Annotated in this window: 11 protein-coding genes; all 11 read left to right on the forward strand. The window is 45.2% G+C overall.

Annotated features, from left to right (window positions below):
• The first annotated feature begins 229 nt into the window (after window positions 1–229).
• The 11 genes from QUA47_RS21970 (at window position 230) to QUA47_RS22020 (ending at window position 20604) form a co-directional block, all read left to right on the forward strand.
• Window positions 230–2968 carry an RNA helicase gene (locus QUA47_RS21970; protein WP_333432320.1) on the forward strand — a complete coding sequence of 913 codons (2739 nt, stop codon included), beginning with the start codon at window positions 230–232 and terminating at the stop codon, window positions 2966–2968.
• Window positions 2969–3355: 387 nt separating this feature from the next.
• Window positions 3356–6097, forward strand: coding sequence for a family 10 glycosylhydrolase (locus QUA47_RS21975; protein ID WP_445302538.1), 2742 nt, complete (start codon window positions 3356–3358; stop codon window positions 6095–6097).
• A gap of 607 nt (window positions 6098–6704) precedes the next feature.
• Window positions 6705–10649: a PAS domain S-box protein gene (locus QUA47_RS21980; RefSeq protein WP_333432322.1), complete on the forward strand. Its 3945-nt coding sequence runs from the start codon at window positions 6705–6707 to the stop codon at window positions 10647–10649.
• Window positions 10650–10656: 7 nt separating this feature from the next.
• Window positions 10657–12081: a response regulator gene (locus QUA47_RS21985; RefSeq protein ID WP_333432323.1), complete on the forward strand. Its 1425-nt coding sequence runs from the start codon at window positions 10657–10659 to the stop codon at window positions 12079–12081.
• Window positions 12082–12291: 210 nt separating this feature from the next.
• Window positions 12292–12684, forward strand: coding sequence for a response regulator (locus QUA47_RS21990; RefSeq protein WP_333406963.1), 393 nt, complete (start codon window positions 12292–12294; stop codon window positions 12682–12684).
• On the forward strand, window positions 12681–15251 hold the full coding sequence (locus QUA47_RS21995) for a response regulator (RefSeq protein WP_333432324.1): 2571 nt from the start codon (window positions 12681–12683) through the stop codon (window positions 15249–15251). The genes QUA47_RS21990 and QUA47_RS21995 overlap by 4 nt, the downstream gene beginning before the upstream one ends.
• A complete protein-coding gene (locus tag QUA47_RS22000; protein ID WP_333432325.1) occupies window positions 15226–16884 on the forward strand; it encodes an adenylate/guanylate cyclase domain-containing protein in 1659 nt (552 codons plus the stop codon). The genes QUA47_RS21995 and QUA47_RS22000 overlap by 26 nt, the downstream gene beginning before the upstream one ends.
• A gap of 68 nt (window positions 16885–16952) precedes the next feature.
• Entirely contained in the window at window positions 16953–17468 is a 516-nt protein-coding gene (locus QUA47_RS22005; protein WP_333285066.1) for a DUF1499 domain-containing protein, read from the forward strand.
• 390 nt (window positions 17469–17858) lie between these two features.
• Window positions 17859–18713 (forward strand): DUF2382 domain-containing protein, encoded by an 855-nt coding sequence (locus tag QUA47_RS22010; RefSeq protein ID WP_333285063.1) that lies wholly within the window; start codon window positions 17859–17861, stop codon window positions 18711–18713.
• A 221-nt stretch (window positions 18714–18934) separates the two neighbouring features.
• Window positions 18935–19828, forward strand: coding sequence for a DUF2382 domain-containing protein (locus tag QUA47_RS22015; protein WP_333432326.1), 894 nt, complete (start codon window positions 18935–18937; stop codon window positions 19826–19828).
• Between the two features lie 290 nt (window positions 19829–20118).
• Window positions 20119–20604 carry a glutathione peroxidase gene (locus QUA47_RS22020; protein ID WP_190662475.1) on the forward strand — a complete coding sequence of 162 codons (486 nt, stop codon included), beginning with the start codon at window positions 20119–20121 and terminating at the stop codon, window positions 20602–20604.
• Window positions 20605–21110: the final 506 nt, after the last annotated feature.

Raw genomic sequence — 21110 nt, forward strand, 5'->3', positions numbered from 1 at the left:
AAAAGGGAAGAGGGAAGAAGGAAGAAGGAAGAGAGAAGAGGGAAGAGGGAAGAGGGAAGAAGGCAAAAATTTTTTTCTTTATTGTGCCAACTGCCAACTGCCAACTGCCAACTGACTTATTCCTTAATAGCCGATTTGCTGACGAAGGTCTAAAATCAATACAGTCCTCTGCTGACTTGCTTTCAGCAAGATTTAAGCATACTTATCCTGCAACCTTATAATAATCCTTGTGTCAGACACTGCCCAGAACCGCCCAGAGCTGGATCTGAAGACCATATTTCCCTTCGAGCTAGATAACTTTCAGAGAGAGGCGATCGCCGCCCTCGATGCAGGTAAATCGGTTGTCGTGTGTGCTCCCACAGGCTCTGGGAAAACGTTAATCGGGGAATACGCCATCCATCAAGCACTCTCCAGGGGGCGGCGCGTCTTCTATACCACTCCCCTCAAAGCACTCTCTAACCAAAAGCTGCGCGACTTCCGCAGTCAATTTGGAGACGACAACGTAGGTTTGCTGACGGGCGACATCTCCGTCAATCGAGATGCGCCGATTTTGGTGATGACTACCGAAATATTTCGGAATATGCTCTACGGTACGCCGATCGGAGCAGTCGGTACTTCCCTCACCGGAGTCGAAACCGTGGTGCTCGACGAGTGTCACTACATGAACGATCGCCAGCGCGGTACCGTCTGGGAAGAATCCATCATCTACTGTTCGAGCGAAATTCAACTTCTCGCCCTCTCAGCAACCGTTGCCAATAGCGAGCAACTCACAGACTGGATTAACAAAGTCCACGGGCCCACAGAGCTCGTCTACTCAGACTTTCGGCCAGTGCCGCTGCAATTTCACTTCGCCAACCAAAAAGGGATATTTCCCCTGCTAGACGAGACCGGCAAAAGAGTTAATGGCCGGTTAGTCCCCAAAAAGAAGGGGCAAAAAGTAGAAAGAGGCAGCATTCCCACTCCGAGTTTGACCGATGTTTTGGCGCGGTTGGACGATCGAGATATGCTACCAGCAATTTACTTCATCTTCAGCCGTCGCGGGTGCGACCAAGCAGTCGCAGAAGTCGGCAATTTCTCCCTGGTTAACGAAGCCGAAACAGCCGAACTCAAACGCATCATTGACGATTTTTTACAGCGAAACCCAGAAGCAGAACGCTTCGGTCAAAAAGAAGCTCTTTTAAAAGGCATCGCCGCCCACCACGCAGGCATTTTGCCCGCTTGGAAAGGTTTAGTAGAAGAACTCTTTGGCAGAGGTTTGATTAAAGTCGTATTTGCCACCGAAACCCTAGCAGCCGGGATTAATATGCCCGCCCGCACCACAGTCATTTCCACCCTGTCCAAGCGCACCGACAAGGGACACCGACTGCTAAACGCTTCAGAATTCCTGCAAATGGCCGGTCGGGCGGGTCGGCGGGGCATGGACAAGCTGGGGCACGTGGTCGCAGTTCAGACGCGCTTTGAAGGCGCAAAAGAAGCCTCGTATTTGGCAACAGCCAAAGCCGACCCCCTCGCCAGTCAGTTTACGCCCAGCTACGGCATGGTGCTGAATTTGCTGCAAACACACACTCTCGACGAAGCTCAAGAGTTGGTAGAGCGGAGTTTTGGTCAATACCTGTCTACCTTGTACTTGCAGCCGCAGCAAGAAGAATTAGACCGATTGCAAACAGAATTGGCGGTGCTTGAACAGTCCCTGGCGGCCGGAGGAAATGTCTCCACCCTGGAAAAAAACCTCGCCCATTACGAAAAATTGCAGGCAAGACTCAAAGAAGACAAACGTTTGCTCAAAATTCTATTGCAGCAAGCTGAAGAAGCCAGATTTAAGGAGATGTCCGTAGCTGTCGCTTTTGCAGTGCTCGGCACGGTTCTGAGTCTCAAAGGCAAGCACGTTCCGACAGCCAAACGATCGCACACAAATCCTGTACCCGCCGTATTGGTTGCCAAAATCGCAGGTTCCGGCCAAGCACCAAATTTGGTGTGCTTGGGCAAAGATAACCGCTGGTATGTCGTCGCCATTAGCGATGTCGCTACCCTGCACGCCGAATTACCTCGCTTGAGTGTTGCAGATACCTTGAACCCGCCGCCGGAAATGCCCCTGAGACTGGGCCAGTGCCGCTTGGGAAATGAAGAAACTGCTTCAATTACTGCATCGATCCCACAATTGCCGACACCGGAACCGAGCCCAGAGGCGATCGAGCAACAGCAGAAAATCGCAGCCCTAGAAGCTCAGCTAGAAATTCACCCGGTTCTAGAATGGGGAAATCCCGGTACTTTGCTCAAACGCCAGCGCCGCCGGGAAGAATTGAAAAAAGAAATCCGCAAAAGCGAACAAGAGTTAGAAAAGCAGCGAGCTCGCTACTGGGAGCAATTTCTCAACTTAATCGACATCTTGCTGAATTTCGGCTGCTTGGAAAGAGTAGTTTTGGCAACTGGAAACCGAGATGACTCCTCCGACAGGTTGGTGCCCACAATCTTGGGCCAAGCTTGCGCCGCCATTCGCGGCGATAACGAACTGTGGCTGGGTTTGTCCCTGATGTCTGCCGAGTTTGACGAACTCGACCCCCACCACCTCGCTGCTGCTTGCGCGGCCTTAGTTACAGAAGTTTCCAGACCGGACAGTTGGACTCACTACTCGCTGTCGCCAGAAGTTTTGGCACCTTTGGACAATCTGCAAAAAGGCTTGCGCCGCCGGTTGTTTCAAGTGCAGTACCGTCATGAAGCTGCAATCCCGATTTGGCTGGAACGGGATTTAGTGACTTTGGTCGAACAGTGGGCTCTGGGCGTTGAATGGCTGGAACTGATTAGCCATACGAGTTTGGATGAAGGGGATGTGGTGCGGATTTTGCGCCGGACTTTGGATTTCTTGTCTCAGATTCCTCATGTTCCTCATGTTTCGGATTCTTTGCGGAGGAATGCTTGTCGGGCGATGCAGTTAATCGATCGATTCCCCGTGAATGAAGCTGCAAGTTAGAAAATTGTTGACTGTTGAGTGTTGAGTGTTGGCTGTTGACTGTCCGGCATCTAAATTGTATTTTTGGTTTTTCAACCCAAATGCAGGCAGATTTTAATCTAAAATCGTTTCCGGTTGCATCGGTATTGTTCAAATGTCCAAACAGTCAACACTCAACAGTCAACAGTCAACTGTCATGAGGAATAGACCCAGATTTAAATCTAAAATCCAAAATCTAAAATCCAAAATCTAAAATCGCTCGATCGCACATTTTCCTGATTCAGGTTGCAGAACAGGATAGAAAATTGTATGGTGCGGATCGATCGCTCTTTATTGTTATTGAATTTTTCTCTAGCGGTGTGGTGGGTAATTCTCATATTTATGCAACAAATCAATAAGCCTCATCAAATGCCTGATGCCTGCTCTCAGGCTCAAAAAATTCGCTTTTTCACTTTCTTGCAAAGAGTCTTAATTGGCACTCTAGCAAGTACATTACTCAATCTCTTTATTTTATTTCCCTCTCCGAGTTTCGCAGAAGTAGTTCTGGGCGTTGTTCGCAGTTCCGAAAATTCTCCCGATTGGGTGAAGATTACCACGCGCCTCTGGGAAAGCGGCATTGCTTACAAACCAATCAATTTGGAAGAAATCAAAAATTTGGCGGATTTAGCAGGCGTTAACGTGCTGTTTTTGCCCAACATTGAAACTTTGAGTCCGGCGCAAATTAAAGTTTTAGAAGCTTGGACAAAACAGGGCGGCCGCTTGATTGCTTCGGGCCCAGTCGGCCGCAGTTCCCCGGCTTTGGTGCGCCAATCTTTGCGATCGCTCCTCGGGGCCTATTGGGCTTTTCCGTTAACCCAGCCGGCTACTCCGCAACCGCGCAGCCGCTGTCGGGATCTTGCTTGCACTACTTCTAGCAATTGGGTGCCGACTGCACAACAAAATGCTTCTGTCCAAGGTGGTGTCTTGATTCCGGCTGATGCGAACAGTCAAACTATTGCTACTTGGAAAGATAGTTCCGGTTCCTCCGCAGCCATCGCCACAGATCGCGCTACCTATCTCGGCTGGCGCTGGGGTAGCGACGGTTCGGGAAATGTAGATAAGGCTTGGCTGCAAGCCTCGATCGCCCGCTGGGGAGGCACGATCGCTTCGCAGCCCTCTGCGCCGCCCACTGCTGCCGCGACCCCACTACCAACTCCCCCCTCCCGAGTCACTAGAAACAGCCCTAGTTCGCCGCGTAGTAACCCGCTGAGCCGACTTTCTCCCTCTGGCTCGGTTCCCGATCCAGTTCCTGCAACTTTTACAGATCCTTCGGATCAGTCGGCGCCACCGGGTTTGGACGTGCAGGCAAATTCCAATAAGCCGATCGTCAGCATTGAAGCGTACTTGATGCGCCAAGAACTCACCAACCTCCTCGGCCGCTTTGAAAGCGCCCTGACAGCATCTAATTCAGGCAATACCGCCGTCAATCTCAATGCTGCTACCGCCCCTCAACTGGTGGCTGCTGAACAGGGGGGCGGCGGCCCGGGAGCCAGCCGCTTGACTATTCTGCAAGCGAGCAGGACGGGGGCGATCGCCCAAGCGCGGCAGGTTTTGCAAACTTTCGACCAACTCCTGCAACAGCAAAACTACGCGGAGGCTAGAAAGCAGTGGGTGGAAGCGCGGCAGTTGCTGTGGCAAAATTACCCGAAGGAAGGACAGCGCGTTGGGGCGGAAATTCGGGCGGTTTGGCTCGATCGCGGTACGATCGTCGCAGCGCGATCGGAACAGGGTTTGGCGGCAGTGTTCGATCGGCTCGCCGCCGCCGGTATCAATACCGTTTTCTTTGAAACTTTGAATGCCGGATATACGATTTATCCCAGTCAAGTTGCACCGCAACAAAATCCCCTAACAGTTGGCTGGGACCCGCTGGCATCTGCGGTTAAATTAGCTCACGAGCGAGGCATGGAACTGCACGCTTGGGTGTGGGTTTTTGCCACTGGAAATAAGCGCCACAATACTTTAATTGGCCAGCCTAGTTCTTATCCCGGGCCGGTACTTTCCGCTCATCCACAGTGGGCGAATATTGACAATAAAGGACGCACGCAAAATCCTAATGATGGTAAATTTTATCTCGATCCCGCGAACCCGGAAGCGCGTAATTATTTGCTGCAAATTGTCAGCGAAATTGCCAACAACTACAAAGTAGATGGGGTGCAATTAGACTATATTCGCTATCCTTTTCAAGATGACAATGCGAATTTTACTTACGGTTACGGTATTGCGGCGAGGCAGCAATTTAGGCAGTTGACTGGTGCAGACCCGGTGAATATTTCGCCCAGGGACGGCAGTTTGTGGCGGCAGTGGGTTGAGTTTAAAACTAATCAAATTAATAGTTTTGTAGCTGAAGTTTCTCAGCTTTTGCGGCAGAATTATCCGCGCACAATTCTTTCGGTGGCGGTGTTTCCGCACCCGGAAAGTCAGCGGATTTACAAAATTCAGCAAAATTGGGAAGTTTGGGCTCGTCAGGGCATTGTAGATTTGATTGTGCCGATGACTTATGCTTTGGATACGAACCGACTTCAGCGCATCACCGAACCGTTGGTAAAGGAACAAATTCTGGGTTCGGCTTTGATTTCTCCGTCGGTTAAGTTGTTGACTCTCCCGGAAGTTGTGGCGATCGACCAAATTCAAGCTTTGCGCGATTTGCCGACTGGGGGCTATGCTATTTTTGCCGTGGAAAGTATCAGCAGCGGGATGCAGGGGTTTTTTAACCGCACTCAAGGCCCGCCGGTGCGTTCCACTTCTGCTGCGGAACCGATTCCTTACCGACAGCCGTTTGCGGCGGCGGCTTCGCGGTATACTGCTCTCAAGCAGGAATGGAGTTTTTTGTTGGCTAACAATCAGTTGCGGGTGTCGGAATCTGAACTAAAAGTTTTGCAAAGTCGATCGGAGGAATTGGCGCAAGCTTTGAGCACATTGGCGGCAAATCCTTCTACGGAAAGTTTAGCAACTACTAAAAGATTGTTAAGGGGTTTTCAATCTCAATTTCAATCTTCGATGCGCTTGCATTCTGCTGAAAATAGCTATCAGGTGCAAACTTGGCAAAATCGTTTGGAGAGTTTGGATATGCTGTTACGTTACGGCGAAAGAATGGAGTTGAATCGCAGGTAAATACAGATTTTTGGGTTGTGTGCTGCAGTGGATAGTGCGATCGTGCTAACATTTGGGCGATCGTACTCTCATTAATAAAACTTACACACGTACTAAGATTTTGTGTCGTGGCGAACGTAGGGAAGCACTCTCAAACCCTTGATTTAACGCCCTTGAGTGCGTAAGCCCTGATTAAGTTAGTTCGCGATGCCAGGGGTAACCCTCAGCTTGGTTTTTTCACAGCAATACTTCGTTCGATCCAGCAGATGCAGTAAAAAACCGGGTGGTTGAGCGAAGCCATAACCCGCTGTCTTGGGTCGGAGTGCGATCGCCAACTGTAAGTTTGTAAGTAGGTCATAGCAAAATAACCATAGTATCTTATCAGAGAGGGTTTAGTTAAGATCCACGATCGAAGCGAGTAGATGAGTCTTCTCACCCGCCCGAACCATGTAATGTTTATTTGCACTTACTTAGTGACGACGAAAGTCCTCAAAACTCTTAAAGGTCGAGATCAAACAATTTGACCCTGAGTGATTAACCGGATTTGATATTACTCGCTCGTCTCTCGCTCCAACATTTTAACATCTACTAATTTAAACTGCCACTTTTAATTAATTTGAGGATGAATATGTTTCCTAAACCCCTCAATCGTTTGGCTACAAAATTTATCGGCAAAGCTCCATTACAAACGGTGCTCGTGGTTCCTTTTTTAGTGCAAATTGTCGGCACGGTAGGAGTTGTAGGTTGGCTATCTTTTCAAAACGGTCAGCGGGCAGTTAACGAGGTTGCCGCTCAGTTGCGGGGAGAAATTAGCGATCGCATCAAAGACCGCATGGAAAATTATATGTCAATTCCCCACATTGTCAACCACCTGAACGTTCAAGGCATAAAATTGGGGCAGTTGAACCTAGAAGACAACCAAAAACTAGAACATCATTTCCTAGAACAAATTCAATATTTTGATTCGATCAGCATCATTTACACAGGTAAAGAAAATGGAGAACATTCGGGAGCAATCCGCACTAAAGAGCGGATTTTGATATCTGCTGCCGACAGCTCTACTGGCAATAAATTAGCTCGATATACTGCTGACTCTCAGGGAAACCGCGTTCAATTAGTGCAAATTTCACCCGATATTTACGATCCGCGAACTCGCCCTTGGTACATAGCTGCGGCTGCGGCAAAAAAACCTATTTGGACTCCAATTTATACAGATTTTTTGACTAGGGAACTGGCAATTACTGCTGCTTTGCCTATCTACGACGACGCTGGCAAATTGTTAGGCGTAGCTGGCAGCGATTTGCTGTTTTCTAGAATCAAAGAATTTCTCGTCAGCCTCAAAATTGGCAAATCAGGACAAACTTTTGTCATGGAGCGATCCGGGATGTTAATTGCCACTTCAACGGCGAGTGCAGAATTCGTCGTGGAAGGTAAAGAAACAAGACGCATCAAAGCTTCAGAAAGCGACAATCCGGTAATTCGACAAACCGCACAGCATTTAGATAAACACTACGACAGCTTAGCTAAAATCAATAATTCTCAACAGCTTACTTTTGATGTTGACCGCAAGCGAAATTTTATTCAGGTAGCTCCTTTTAAAGACGATCGAGGGTTGGATTGGCTGATTGTAGTAGTTGTACCCGAGTCTGACTTTATGGAGCAAATTAACCTCAACACGCGCACGACTTTTTTACTGTCGCTTGCAGCTTTGATGGGGGCGACAATCCTGGGGATTCTTACTGCTAAATGGGTTGTTCAGCCGATTTTAAGATTGAATGCAGCGGCGAAAGCTTTGGCGCGGAATGAATGGGATACAAAGCTCACTCTGAATCGCGAAGATGAACTCGGAGAACTTGCCACTGCTTTTAACAGCATGGCAGAGCAATTGCAGCATTCATTTACTTCCCTCTCAGAAAGCGAAAGCCGAGTCAAACAATTTCTCAATGCAGTACCGCTAGGCATTTTTATTGCAGAGCCCAACGGTCAACCTCACTACATTAACCCTACAGGAAAAAAACTTTTATCTCAAGGAATTGTGGCAGCCGATGCCGAAAAATTGCGCCAATTCTACCGAGTTTATTTAGCTGGAACTCAGGAAATTTACCCGGCGGAACGCGACCCAATTTTAAATGCTTTGCAGGGCAAAACTGTAACTGTTGATGACATTGAAATCTCCTCCAATAACAAAACTGTTCCCCTGCAAGTTTGGGGAACTCCTATTTACGACGCCCAAGGAAATATTATTTACGGAATGTGCGCTTTTCAAGATATTACGAAACGGAAACTAGCGGAGAAATTATTAAGGGCATACAACCAAAATTTAGCAGTGCAAGTTGCAGAACGCACCGCAGATCTTGCTAAGGCAAAAGAAAAGTTTTCTAAAGCTTTTCGTTCGAGTCCTAATGCGATTACAATTACAAGAATTCGTGACGGTTGCCACCTAGAAGTTAATGATAGTTTTTGCCGGATGATGGGCTACACCCAGGAAGAAATTATCGGTAAAACAGCGGTTGAACTCAACTTTTGGGCGAGTTTGAAAGAGCGTGACCGCATGATTCAAATGTTAAAAGACAAGACAGCAATTCACAATTATGAGCTAACCTTTCGCAATAAAAATGGTACAGAAAGAACGGCACTGCTGTCTATAGAAACCATCGATATTGACGGAGAAGCTTGTTTTTTGTCGATGTCTAGCGATATTACCGAGCGCCAAAAAGCAGAAACTGCCCTCCGGGAAGCCGAAGAAAAGTACCGCAACATTTATGAAAATGCTTTGAATGGAATTTTTCAAACTGCAGTTGACGGGAAATACATCAGCGCTAACCCCGCTTTAGCTAACATCTACGGTTACGACTCGCCTGCAGATTTAATAGCAGCACAGCCGAATTTCAATAACCAGCTTTACGTGAAACCCAACCGCCGCGACGAATTTGCAGCGCTGATGAACGAGTACGGGATACTATCAAACTTTGAATCGGAAATTTACCGCAAAGATGGCAGCATAATCTGGATTTCGGAAAATAGTCGCGCTGTCTGCGATGAAGCAGGAAATTTACTTTACTACGAAGGTTTTATTAAAGACATTACTGATAGCAAACAAGCGGAAATCAAAATGCAGCAGGCGAAAGAAGCGGCCGAAGCAGCAAACAAAGCTAAGAGTACCTTTCTCGCCAATATGAGCCACGAATTGCGATCGCCCCTGAACGCGATCATCGGCTTTGCTCAAGTCCTGATCCGCAGTCAAACTTTGTCTCAGGAAAATCAAGAAAATGTCGGAATTATCCTGCGGAGTGGCGAACATTTACTGGCTTTAATTAACCAAGTTTTAGACTTGTCAAAAATCGAAGCCGGACGCACGACGCTTAATGTAAAAAGCTTCGATTTGTACCAACTAATCGACGATTTAGAAGATCTGTTTGCTCTCAAAGCTGAGCAAAAAGGTTTGCAACTAATCTTCGACACAGACGCAGAAGTTCCCCATTACATTTGTACTGATGAAGTTAAATTGCGGCAAGTCTTAATTAATTTGCTCAATAATGCGATTAAATTTACCTCAGAAGGGGGAGTGTCGGTGCAAGTCAAAGGAGGAAGGCGGAATATACATAAAAACAGCACTGACCAATTGCCCGGCCGCTACTGGCTGCATTTTGAAGTTCAAGATACTGGTGCAGGCATTGCTGCTGAGGAAATCCATCAGTTGTTTGAAGCATTTGTGCAGACGAAAACAGGTAAAGATTCTCAGGAAGGAACGGGTTTAGGTTTAGCTATTAGCCGCCAGTTCGTGCAATTAATGGGAGGTGAAATTACTGTTAGCAGCGACATCGGAAAGGGTGCATTATTTCAGTTTGACATCCAAGTTCATCTGGTTGAAGCTAGTGATATTGAAAGCAGAAAAACTCAACGTCGAGTTGTTGCCCTCGAACCGAATCAGCCGAGTTATCGGTTGCTAATTGTGGACGACAAACCTTTGAATCGCCAACTGTTAGTAAAACTTCTCAGTCCACTCGGATTTGAGTTGAGAGAAGCAAATAACGGTAAAGAAGCGGTTGATATTTTTATGGAGTGGGAACCGCATCTGATTTGGATGGACATGAGAATGCCTGTCATGGACGGCTATGAGGCAACGAAACAGATTAAAACTACAACTGGCGGGCAAGCAACGGCGATTGTGGCCCTAACTGCTAGCGTTTTGGAGGAAGAACGGGCGGTGATTCTTTCGGCGGGTTGCGATGATTTTATGCGGAAACCGTTCCGAGAGGAGGATATCTTTGTGGCAATGGGAAAACATTTAGGAGTACGCTATATTTATGAAGATCCAACCGCAGTAAGTGCCGCAGGTGTAGATGAGTCAAGTCAGGAGGTGCTGACACCCGAGGCTTTTGCCTCTCTTTCTCCAGACTGGATAGCCCAATTCAAGCAAAGTATTTTGAGTGTGGACATGGAGGCGATCGCGACTTCGATCGCACAAATCGGCACTGTCAATCCCTCTCTTGCGGCTAAGCTTCAAGATTGCATTAATAATTTTGAATATGACCGAATTTTGAACATAATCGATATTAGCGAAAAACAGTAAGTACCCGATGACTTCAACTTTACCTATAACTAATCGAGCTAATATTTTAGTAGTGGACGATACGCCCGAAAACCTGCGGCTGCTGGCCGGAATTTTGAGCGAAAAAGGCTATCAAGTTCGCCCCGTACCCAATGGCAAGCTAGCATTGTCTGCTGCTCAAAAAATACCCCCGGATATAGTGTTGCTGGATATTATGATGCCGGAAATGGACGGCTATCAAGTTTGTCAGCAACTCAAAGCTTCTGAAATTACAAAAGATATTCCTGTTATTTTTATTAGTGCGATTAATGACGTGCTGGATAAAGTTAAAGCTTTTGCAGTTGGCGGAGTTGACTTTATTACTAAACCGTTTCACGTTGAAGAAGTTTTAGCCCGGATAGAAACTCATTTAAAAATTTGTTCGCTGCAACAAACCTTGCAAGAGAAAAATCAAGATTTAGCAACGGCGCTGCACCAACTGCAAGCCACCCAAGAGCATTTGATTCAATCGGAAAAAATGGCAGCCCTGGGACAACTTATTGCTGGCATTGCCCACGAAATCAATACCCCCCTGGGAATTATCGGTTCCTCTGTTAATAATATAGCTAATTTTTCCGACGAGTTTTTAGAAAAATTTCCTGAAATTTATCAACAACTTTCTGACGAAAGCAAAGCTTATTTTTTAGCTTTACTGTACAGAGCCACTCATCAAGAAGTTTTATTCACAAGCAGAGAGAAACGGAAATTTAAGCAGCAGTTAGCGGCGGATTTGATGGCAGAATCTGTTGAAAACTCCGAGGAAATTGCGGATACTTTAGTTGACATGGAAATTTACGAAAAAATAGAAGAGTTTTTGCCGCTTTTTAAATCGCCGGATTGGGAAGTAGTTTTAAATAGTGCTTACCAGTTTGCGAGCTTTAAAAAAAGTATTAGCCTGATCCAAAGAGCAACAGCGAAGTCTGGGAAAGTAGTATTTGCCTTAAAAACCTACGCTCATTTTGATAGCAAACTAGAAAAAGTTCAGGCGGACTTGCACGATGGCATTGAAACGGTGTTAACCCTTTATCAAAATCAACTGAAACACGGTATAGAAGTAGTTAAAAACTATGGAAATTTACCCCAAATTATGTGCTATCCCGATGACTTAAATCAAGTTTGGACTAATCTCGTTCATAATGCGCTGCAAGCAATGGATTATAAAGGTATTTTGACGATTGAAACTCGGCAACAAGAGGCAACTATTTTCCTCAAGTTTACTGATAACGGCAAAGGTATTCCCTCAGAAGTTATTCCCAAAATTTTTCAGCCGTTTTTTACGACTAAACCTGCGGGCGAAGGTAGCGGTTTGGGATTGGATATTGTGAGAAAAATTGTGGAAAAACACGAAGGCACAATTGCTGTAGATTCTGTACCGGGGCAGACAACTTTTACAGTCTCGCTGCCTATTTATTAAACAAAACTTACCTGCAGGGGGCTGATTCCCGGTGACACTCGTCGCTGTCTCGCTGACAAATACAAGATTTATTACAATAAACCGGGTTTATCTTCGGAAGTCCTATTAAAATAAGATAGGGGACAGATATCCTGCTTCCTTGCCCGAAATAAATAATGTAAAAGCAAGTCATGTCAGTAAACCTACTAAAATTTAAGCACATAAGAAAAGATGAATAAGCCTATAATTCTTTGTGTTGATGATGAACCGGATATCTTGAATACTCTCAAGATGCAGCTTAAAAATGAATTTAAAAATGATTATTTTTATGAATTAGCTGAAAGTGGGGATGAAGCTTTAGATTTACTGGAGGAGTTTCAAGAAAAAGCTCAGGTTATTGTGGTTGTTTCTGATTGGCTGATGCCGGGAATTAAAGGTGACGAACTTTTAATTAAAGTTCACCAAAAGTATCCTAAAATTATTAAAGTGATGTTGACTGGACAAGCTGATGCAGCGGCAGTTCAGCGGGCAGTAGAAGAAGCAGATTTATACTGTTGTTTGTACAAACCCTGGCAAAGCAAAGACTTAATAGAGATTATAAAATCTGGGGTGGCTAAGTTATGAAAAAACCTGTGATTGTTTGTATTGATGATGAACCTGACGTTTTAAATAGTTTAAAGATAGAACTGAAAAAGGCGATCGGCGAGCGGTGTATAATTGAAACCGCTGAAGGGGGGGCTGATGCTTTAGAGTTGCTGGCCGATTTGCAGGCAGATGAATACGAGATTGCTTTGGTGCTTTCCGATTATATCATGCCGGATATTAAAGGGGATGAACTGCTCAGAAGAATTCACGAGAACTCGCCGGAAACTCTGACCATTATGCTCACGGGGCAAGCAGATTTAGAAGCCCTGAGTAATGCTATCAAGTATGCTAAATTGTACCGTTATATTCCTAAACCTTGGCAAAATGAAGACTTAAAATTAACGGTAGTAGAAGCGGTTCACAGTTACTTGCAAGATCAAAAGTTAACAGAGGAAATTCATAAGCGCCAAGAAGCAAACGAGGAGTTAAAGCTAGTAAATGAGGCGCTGTCTGCGAGTGAAAGCCGCCTGAGTCAATTTTTAGAAGCTTTGCCAGTGGGGGTATCTGTTTATCATTCCGATGGCTCGATCGCCTATTTCAACCAGGCAGCGCGGGATTTGCTGGGTGCAGACACTATCCCGGAAAGCACTGCGGAACAATTAGCTGCCACTTATCAACTTTATGTTGCCAATACTGATGAGCTGTACCCGCCGCATAATCTGCCAATTTTGCGGACACTGAAAGGAGAATCTGTCAAGGTTGACGATGTAGAAATCCGTCAAGATGGCACAAGAATTGCGATCGAGATCAATAGCACGCCGATTTTTGACGCTAGCGGAAATATTGTTTATGCGATCGCAGCTTTTCAAGATATTAGCGATCGCAAACAAGCGGAAAAAATACTAGCAGAATATCACCACACCTTAGAAGCCCAAATTGACGAACGCACAGAACAACTGCAACAAGCCGCATTAGCTGCTGAAGCAGCAAACAAAGCTAAAAGCACCTTTCTGGCCAATATGAGCCACGAGTTACGCACCCCTCTCAATTCTATACTCGGCTTTGCACAAATCATGGAACCCAGCCCGGATCTTAGTGTCGAAAACCGAGAAAATATGAGAATTATTCGGCGTAGTGGCGAACACTTGCTGACATTGATCAATGAAGTCTTAGACTTGTCAAAAATCGAAGCGGGGCAGATGACGCTCTACCCGAAAAACTTCGACCTCTACCGCTTGCTTGACGATTTGCAAGATATGTTTCAACTGCGGGTAGAGAATCAAGAGTTGCAGTTGCGTTTCCAGCGCGATGCTGACGTTCCTCAGTACGTGCGAACCGATGATATTAAACTGCGGCAAGTGCTGATTAATCTTCTGAGTAATGCGATTAAGTTTACGGAAACAGGCGAAATCATCTTAAGAGTTATAAAGTTAGAAAAATCGGCATCTCTGGATTTATTGGATAGTCCCACAGCTTGCTTTGATACCACAAGAAGTATTCGGGATTTTTCGAGAACTAGCAGTGATTTGGCAACGCTTCCATGGAGGGATGAGGCTGAGGATTCAAGTGGGTATGCTTTTTTCCTTCTGTTTGAAATTGAAGATACAGGAGTTGGCATTAGTCCGGAAGAATTGGGCAATATTTTTAAGGCTTTTGTGCAAACAGATTCCGGTAAAAAAAATCAGAAAGGTACGGGCTTAGGATTGAAGATCAGCCGTCAATTTGTCCGCCTGATGGGAGGAGAAATTGTCGTAGAAAGTCAACTGGAACTCGGCACCACTTTTAAATTTGAAATTCCAGTCGGTGCAGTTTATGCTGCTGAGCTTCCAGATCCGCAACTTAACCGCCAAGTTAGTGGGTTGGAACCCAATCAACCGTGCTACCGGATTTTAATTGTGGACGATCGCGAAGACAACCGCCAACTTTTAGTCAAAATGCTTTCTCCTTTAGGTTTCGTGGTGGAACAAGCCACCAACGGCCAGGAAGCAATAGAAATGTGGGAAAATTGGCATCCGCATTTAATTTTGATGGATGTGCGAATGCCAGTGATGGACGGCTACGAAGCTACTACACAAATTAAGGCTAGAATCAAGCAGAGAGACCAAGAGCAGGAAGGAAATGGGGAAATGGATATTTCCCATCCCGACTCCCCGAGCCCGAAGATTATTGCTTTGACAGCTAGTACAATTGAAGGAAAGCGATCGTTTGCTTTATTAGTCGGCTGCGACGATTTTATTAGCAAACCTTTCCGCAAAACAGATATATTTGATACCCTCAGCAAACACTTGGGGGTGAAGTATGTCTACTCTAACTCAACGGACTTTATCTCAACAGGCGATCGAAATAATTTATCTGACTCCCTCCCTAATGCTGCGCTTGCTTATTTACCTACACTTCCCGCAGAATGGATAGACAACATGAAGCAGGTAATCCGCAGTGCTGATTTTGAGTTAATTGTCAGGACAATCGACGAAATAAGGGAGCCTCATCCTGAATTGGCGGAAATCCTCCAGGGTCATCTCGATAATTTTGATTACCAGAAAATTCTCAATTTAATTGCCGAGGCGGAGGAATCAGATCATGCAGATGAAGGCGGAACAAACTGAAAACTATCAAGCAGATATTTTAGTAGTTGACGATACGCCAGATAATCTGCGTTTGTTGATTAGACTTTTGCAAAAAAATGGCTATAAAGTTCGACCAGTTACTAATGGTTTTTCGGCGTTAGATGCAATTCAATCGAGCGCACCCGATTTGATTTTACTCGATATTATGATGCCGGATATTGACGGCTACGAACTATGTAAAAAATTAAAATCACAACCGCAATTTAGGGAAATTCCCATCATTTTTCTCAGCGCGCTAGAAGAAGGAATAAATAAAGCAAAAGCTTTTGAAGTGGGCGGAGCAGATTATATCACCAAACCTTTTCAAGTGAAAGAAGTATTGGCGCGAGTGAGCAATCAGCTTACTGTGCGTTCATTGCAAATACAATTGCAACAAAAAAATCAAAAATTGACCGCTCAAAATATCCAGTTGCACCAAGAAATCGCTGAACGCCACCAGGTGGAAATGGAAACAAGATTGCTGCTGCAGGCCACTCAAGCTATTAGCAAATCTGAGGATTTTGAGTCGGCTATAGATGTGATTTTAGGTTTAATTTGCAAAACTATTGAATGGAATCTGGGCGAAGCTTGGATTCCTTGCAGTGAGGGCTTTTTAAAATGCGCTACAGGGAGGTACGTCAGCGACTTGAGGTTTGCCCAATTCCGACAAACAAGTTGGCAGTTGATTTTTGCTCCCGGTGTGGGACTCCCAGGCAGGATTTGGCAGTCGCAGCAGTCTGAATGGATCGATGATGTTTCTACTGCACCGGAACAAGTTTTTTTACGATCGGAAATTGCGGTGAGTGTGGGATTGAAAGCGGCTTTTGGAGTGCCAATTTTGGCGGACAACCAAGTGTTAGCTATTTTGATTTTCTATCGCGAAAAAGTTCTGAAATGTCAGCCGCGCTTGTTGGAATTAGTGAGCGCGGTTGCTACGCAGCTAGGTTCGTTGATTCAGCGGAAACAAGCTGAAGCAGCGCTGAAAGTGCAGCAAGGACAAACCGAGAAATTGCTGCTGAATATTTTACCGAAACCTATTGCAGATCGCTTGCAAAAAGAGCAAAAGTTGATAGCGGATCATTTTGATGAGGTGAGCGTCTTGTTTGCTGATTTGGTGGGTTTTACAGAGTTCTCGGCTCACAAAAGTCCGACGCAGTTGGTAGAAATTTTGAACGGGATTTTTTCGGAGTTCGATAGGTTATCTGAATTGCACGGGTTGGAAAAGATTAAGACGATTGGGGATGCTTACATGGTGGTTGGGGGTTTGCCGACGCCGCGAGAGGATCACTCTGAGGCGATCGCACTTTTAGCTTTGGAGATGCAGGCAGCTTTGAGGAGGTTTAATGCCAAAATGGGAGAAAATTTTCAATTGAGGCTCGGAATTGACAGCGGTTCGGTGGTGGCTGGAATTATTGGGATTAGTAAATTTAGCTATGATTTGTGGGGGGATACTGTTAATGTTGCTTCACGCATGGAATCTAACGGATTGCCTGGTAAAATTCAAGTGACGGCGGCCACTTACGAGCGTTTGAAAGATCAGTTTGTTTTGGAAAAACGGGGTTATATCCCGATTAAAGGTAAAGGAAGAATGCTGACTTACTGGTTAATTGAAGAACAAAAGAAATCTTTTTAATTTTTTGATGTTAATTTAAATTAAGATGAAAATTAGACCGCATTTATACTTTCAGGAGGGCTAATCCTTTGCAAACATTTGAAACAAAATCCCCGACAGCATGGAAAAAAGTTCTGGTTATTTTAATATCACTGCTAGCAGTAGCGGTACTGTCGATCGCTAGTTTTATCGCTATTCCAGGAGAAAAAACAATGTTTGCTGGAACAAGACCTGCCAATATCGGCATTCAGTCAGGAAAACTCGCAGCGTGCCCGAGTTCCCCCAACTGCGTCAGCAGCTTCAGTCAAGATGCCGAACACAAAATTGAGCCTTTGGGATACACTTCGTCCCAGAGTGAAGCGATGGTAAAGCTCCAAGGGGCGATCGACTCCTATGGAAAAACTAAAATTATCACGGCAACTGATAATTACCTCTATGCGGAGTTCACCAGTGCTTTGATGGGGTTTGTTGATGACGTTGAATTTTTGGTAGATGATGAAGCAAAAGTCATCCATGTGCGATCGGCTTCGCGTCTGGGAGAGTCGGATATGGGAGTTAACCGCAGTCGGATAGAAGCTATCAGAACTCAATTCAATCAACTCTGAACTTAAAATTTCTAGCTTTCCGCAAGCCCCTCTCCTGCAAGATGAGGGGCTTTGATATTTGGCTATTACTATGTAATGTTGATTTTTCACCATCTAGTTAACAATTATTAACAGTAGGTACACCGCGAAGGAGTCTCCTGGAGGGGGAGTAGGACACAGCAATGCGGTGTCCCTACGGTTGGCTTTGAGTTTTAATACTTGTTATAAGATTGACGATTGTAAAGTTTTAGAATATTTAAAATAGCTGAGTGCGCTACCACACCAGAAGAGATGCCGTAGTATTCCTATAGTATTAAACAACCTAAATTATACACTTCTGACTTTAGGGAGAGGGAACTGAACGAATTAATTTCTACTATTAATGTAAGTAGAGCAAAGAGGAAAAAATACATGGCACTTCAAAAATTAGCAGAATTTTATCCTAACTATCAGGAAGAGATCTTTGCTGGAGACGACATCAAGGGATTTGATGTTTATGCTGGCGACTCTGATGAAAAAGTAGGCACTGTTTATGATGCTTTGGTTGATGACACTGGTCGTTTCCGCTATCTGGTAATTGATACCGGTATTTGGATTTTTGGCAAAAAAGTATTGTTGCCAATCGGCTCGGCTCGCTTCGACTACGGAGCCCGTCGCGTCCACGCCACAGGCCTTCGCAACAAAGCTCAAGCAGAACAATTGCCGGCTTACAATGAATTAGAAGCAGTAGATTACGATCGCGAAGAACAGGTAAGAGGCGTCTACCGCAATCAAGAAACTGCCGCTCCAAGCACTGCAACTGCGTCTAGCTACGATCGCAGCAGCTACAACTACGATATGGACCGCCCCCTCTACGAAACCAACGAACAGCAGCACCAAAATCTCAAGCTTTATGAAGAACGCTTGATTGCCAACAAACACCGCGCAAAAACAGGCGAAGTAACAGTGGGCAAGCGCGTCGAAACTGAAACAGCGCGAGCTTCAGTCCCCATTGAAAAAGAACGAGTCGTAATCGATCGAGTAACCCCGGTAGAAGCGGGTCGAGTAGTTTCAGTCGGTGAGGCTGACTTCCAATCAGGGGAAGTTGCACGCATGGAAGTCTACGAAGAAACGGCCGACATCCACAAGGAAGCTTTCGTCCGGGAAGAAGTCAACGTCAGAAAAGAAGTTGTTCGCACCACTGTTGAGGGCGAAGAAACCTTGCGTCGTGAAGAATTAGAGGTTAAGACCGATGGAACTGCGGTTGTAGATAATAAAAATATCTAAACCAACCGCAACAGGTATTGCATAGGAATTTCGCCTTAATGACATAATTCTGTCAGGGCGCGGGCTTGATTTGATGGGTAGCGATCGCGCAATTCCTATGTGAGCGGGGGCGGGGGTACAACACTTGTCTAGTTTTGGCAAAGTTGATGCCCTTTCCCCGCCTTTACCAATTTCCCCTTACCACTTCATAATAAAAATCCCTAAGCAGGAAAGTTTAAAAAATGAACGGTCAAGCATCAGCAGAAAAGATAGCAACTGCCAAATCAATCACCCGTCTCAACCGGGTGCCTGAAAAAGTCAGAACTAAGCTAAAAAGTTTTACCGTCAAAGACAACAAAGGTCACTTGGTAGGCAAAATTAAAGATGTCTATTTTGATGCTAAAGGTCAGTTAAACTTTGTAGTAGCCGGACTAGGTAGCGAAAATCCCCGCACTTTTTTATTAAGTATTAAGCTGCTCAAAAAAGTCGATTATCACCAAAAGTCGCTGTTTGTAACTATTAATTCGGATCAAGTCGATCTGCTGCCGATAGTTTCGGCAAATGGGGGTAATCCCTATTTAGAAAATCCCTCTGAAACGCATAGCGAATTTAACAACAGTGAGTTAACCAATCCCTCAACAGATATGTCAAATCTAACAGATGCCGATCGCACAGATGCAAATTTGGAGACAGATCAGGATGAGGAAAACTTCGATATTGTCGATCAAGAAGTAATTCGCCTGCTAGAAGAACGATTGGTGATCAATCGCAGCAAGCGCAAAGTCGGCGAAGTCATAGTGCGTAAAGAAATTGAAACTAGGATGGTCCAAGTACCCATCCAGTGGGAAAAGCTGATTGTCGAACAAGTCGGCGACGATCCGAAGGTGTTGGCAGAAATAGATTTAGGTGAGGGAAACATCACCGGTATAGATTTGACGGAGATTAAGAGCGATCGCCAAGAACCGACAGTTAAGGCTGAATTTACCTCTGTCCAGAAAGCTAGCAAGATCTTAAATTCGATCGCCTCTCAACCCCGTCACGGTTGCGTCAAAGTCCGCCTAGAACTCGTTCTGGAAGACAAGCAACTTGAGGATACTTACCAAAAATGGATGACGGAACACCACTCAGAGAGTTAAAATCTTCGTCCTTTTGGGTGTAGATTTTAGCGATTAGCGAGAAACTTAAATCTAAGAGCGGACTGTGGCGAGTCGTGCTGGGGAGAAAGTTCACCGCCTTCTACTAAGATCGTGTTCGGTAAATTAACCGTAATTTTGGTAGGGGCGGGTTCACCCATATCTGTAATGTAAGGGCGAGATCGGTCAACCCGCCCCGACCGGGATATTGAAATTTTTAGCAATCGACCTCTAGACAAAATTGTAGCCAATTGCGGTAAAATTGTGGTGGTCAAATTTAAAAGTATTTGAAAATGCCCAGCACAATCTCCGACATTAAAGTAAAAACGATCGCAGGCGAAGACAAGCAGCTAGGAGAGTACGCTGGCAAGGTACTCTTGATAGTTAATGTAGCTTCCAAATGTGGTTATACACCTCAATACAAAGGGCTCGAAGAATTGAGCCAGAAGTACAGCGCGGCTGGACTCCGTGTGTTAGGATTTCCCTGTAACGACTTCGGAGGTCAAGAACCCGGAAGTAATCCAGAAATCGTCAATTTCTGTACTACAAAATACGGCGTCACCTTTGAATTATTTGACAAAGTACGCGCTAAAGGCACTCAACAGCACCCGCTGTACGCTAAGCTTACGAGTGCAGTCGATCCCAAAGGTGAGGTTTCCTGGAATTTTGAGAAATTCTTAGTTAGCAAACAGGGTGAAGTGGTTGCCAGATTCCGCAGCAGTGTTGGCCCCGATTCGCCCGAACTGATCGCTGCTATCGATCGAGAATTGGCAAAATAAGAAGTTCGGCAAATCAGCAGTGTACAGAATTTAACGGATTTAAGGGATGGATGTTTAGGGAAGACGGAAGAAATTAATAGGCTTTTTTTCTAAGAAGTTAAGGGCTAATTTTTTTCTTGCGATCTTCCCCATTGTGTGCAAGCACTCAACTATGAACCAATACCGATAATTGTATTTAATTGGAGAACGATTTAATTTAATGGAAAATACATCGGGATTAGATTTAGTGGTAGGTTTACTTGCCTTCGCAATTCTGGCAGGTGGTCTGGCAATGCTATTTGTAGGCGTGCGATCGTTTCCTAAAGAAAAATAATACTAATCGATATGATGTGCGATCGCACGACCTGAATAAAAGTCTTTGTAGCGAGGACTGAAGTCCTCCTAGATATCGGAGGGTTCCAGCCCTCACACCCACTTAAAATGCTTATTGGCGTTGCTGAACTAAGGTATGATTTGTTCAAAGAGAAATTGGCAAAAACAATTAACTAAAAGTCAAAGCCTATGAA

Source organism: Microcoleus sp. MON2_D5 (assembly GCF_036701905.1).
In the GTDB taxonomy this organism is placed as follows: Bacteria; Cyanobacteriota; Cyanobacteriia; order Cyanobacteriales; family Microcoleaceae; genus Microcoleus.

What these genes read in the sequence shown, in the direction of transcription:
- QUA47_RS21975 (WP_445302538.1), top strand. Translation starts at nt 3,356, where the DNA reads ATGCCTGATGCCTGCTCTCAGGCTCAAAAAATTCGCTTTTTCACTTTC.
- QUA47_RS21980 (WP_333432322.1), top strand. Translation starts at nt 6,705, where the DNA reads ATGTTTCCTAAACCCCTCAATCGTTTGGCTACAAAATTTATCGGCAAA.
- QUA47_RS21985 (WP_333432323.1), top strand. Translation starts at nt 10,657, where the DNA reads ATGACTTCAACTTTACCTATAACTAATCGAGCTAATATTTTAGTAGTG.
- QUA47_RS21990 (WP_333406963.1), top strand. Translation starts at nt 12,292, where the DNA reads ATGAATAAGCCTATAATTCTTTGTGTTGATGATGAACCGGATATCTTG.
- QUA47_RS21995 (WP_333432324.1), top strand. Translation starts at nt 12,681, where the DNA reads ATGAAAAAACCTGTGATTGTTTGTATTGATGATGAACCTGACGTTTTA.
- QUA47_RS22000 (WP_333432325.1), top strand. Translation starts at nt 15,226, where the DNA reads ATGCAGATGAAGGCGGAACAAACTGAAAACTATCAAGCAGATATTTTA.
- QUA47_RS22010 (WP_333285063.1), top strand. Translation starts at nt 17,859, where the DNA reads ATGGCACTTCAAAAATTAGCAGAATTTTATCCTAACTATCAGGAAGAG.
- QUA47_RS22015 (WP_333432326.1), top strand. Translation starts at nt 18,935, where the DNA reads ATGAACGGTCAAGCATCAGCAGAAAAGATAGCAACTGCCAAATCAATC.
- QUA47_RS22020 (WP_190662475.1), top strand. Translation starts at nt 20,119, where the DNA reads ATGCCCAGCACAATCTCCGACATTAAAGTAAAAACGATCGCAGGCGAA.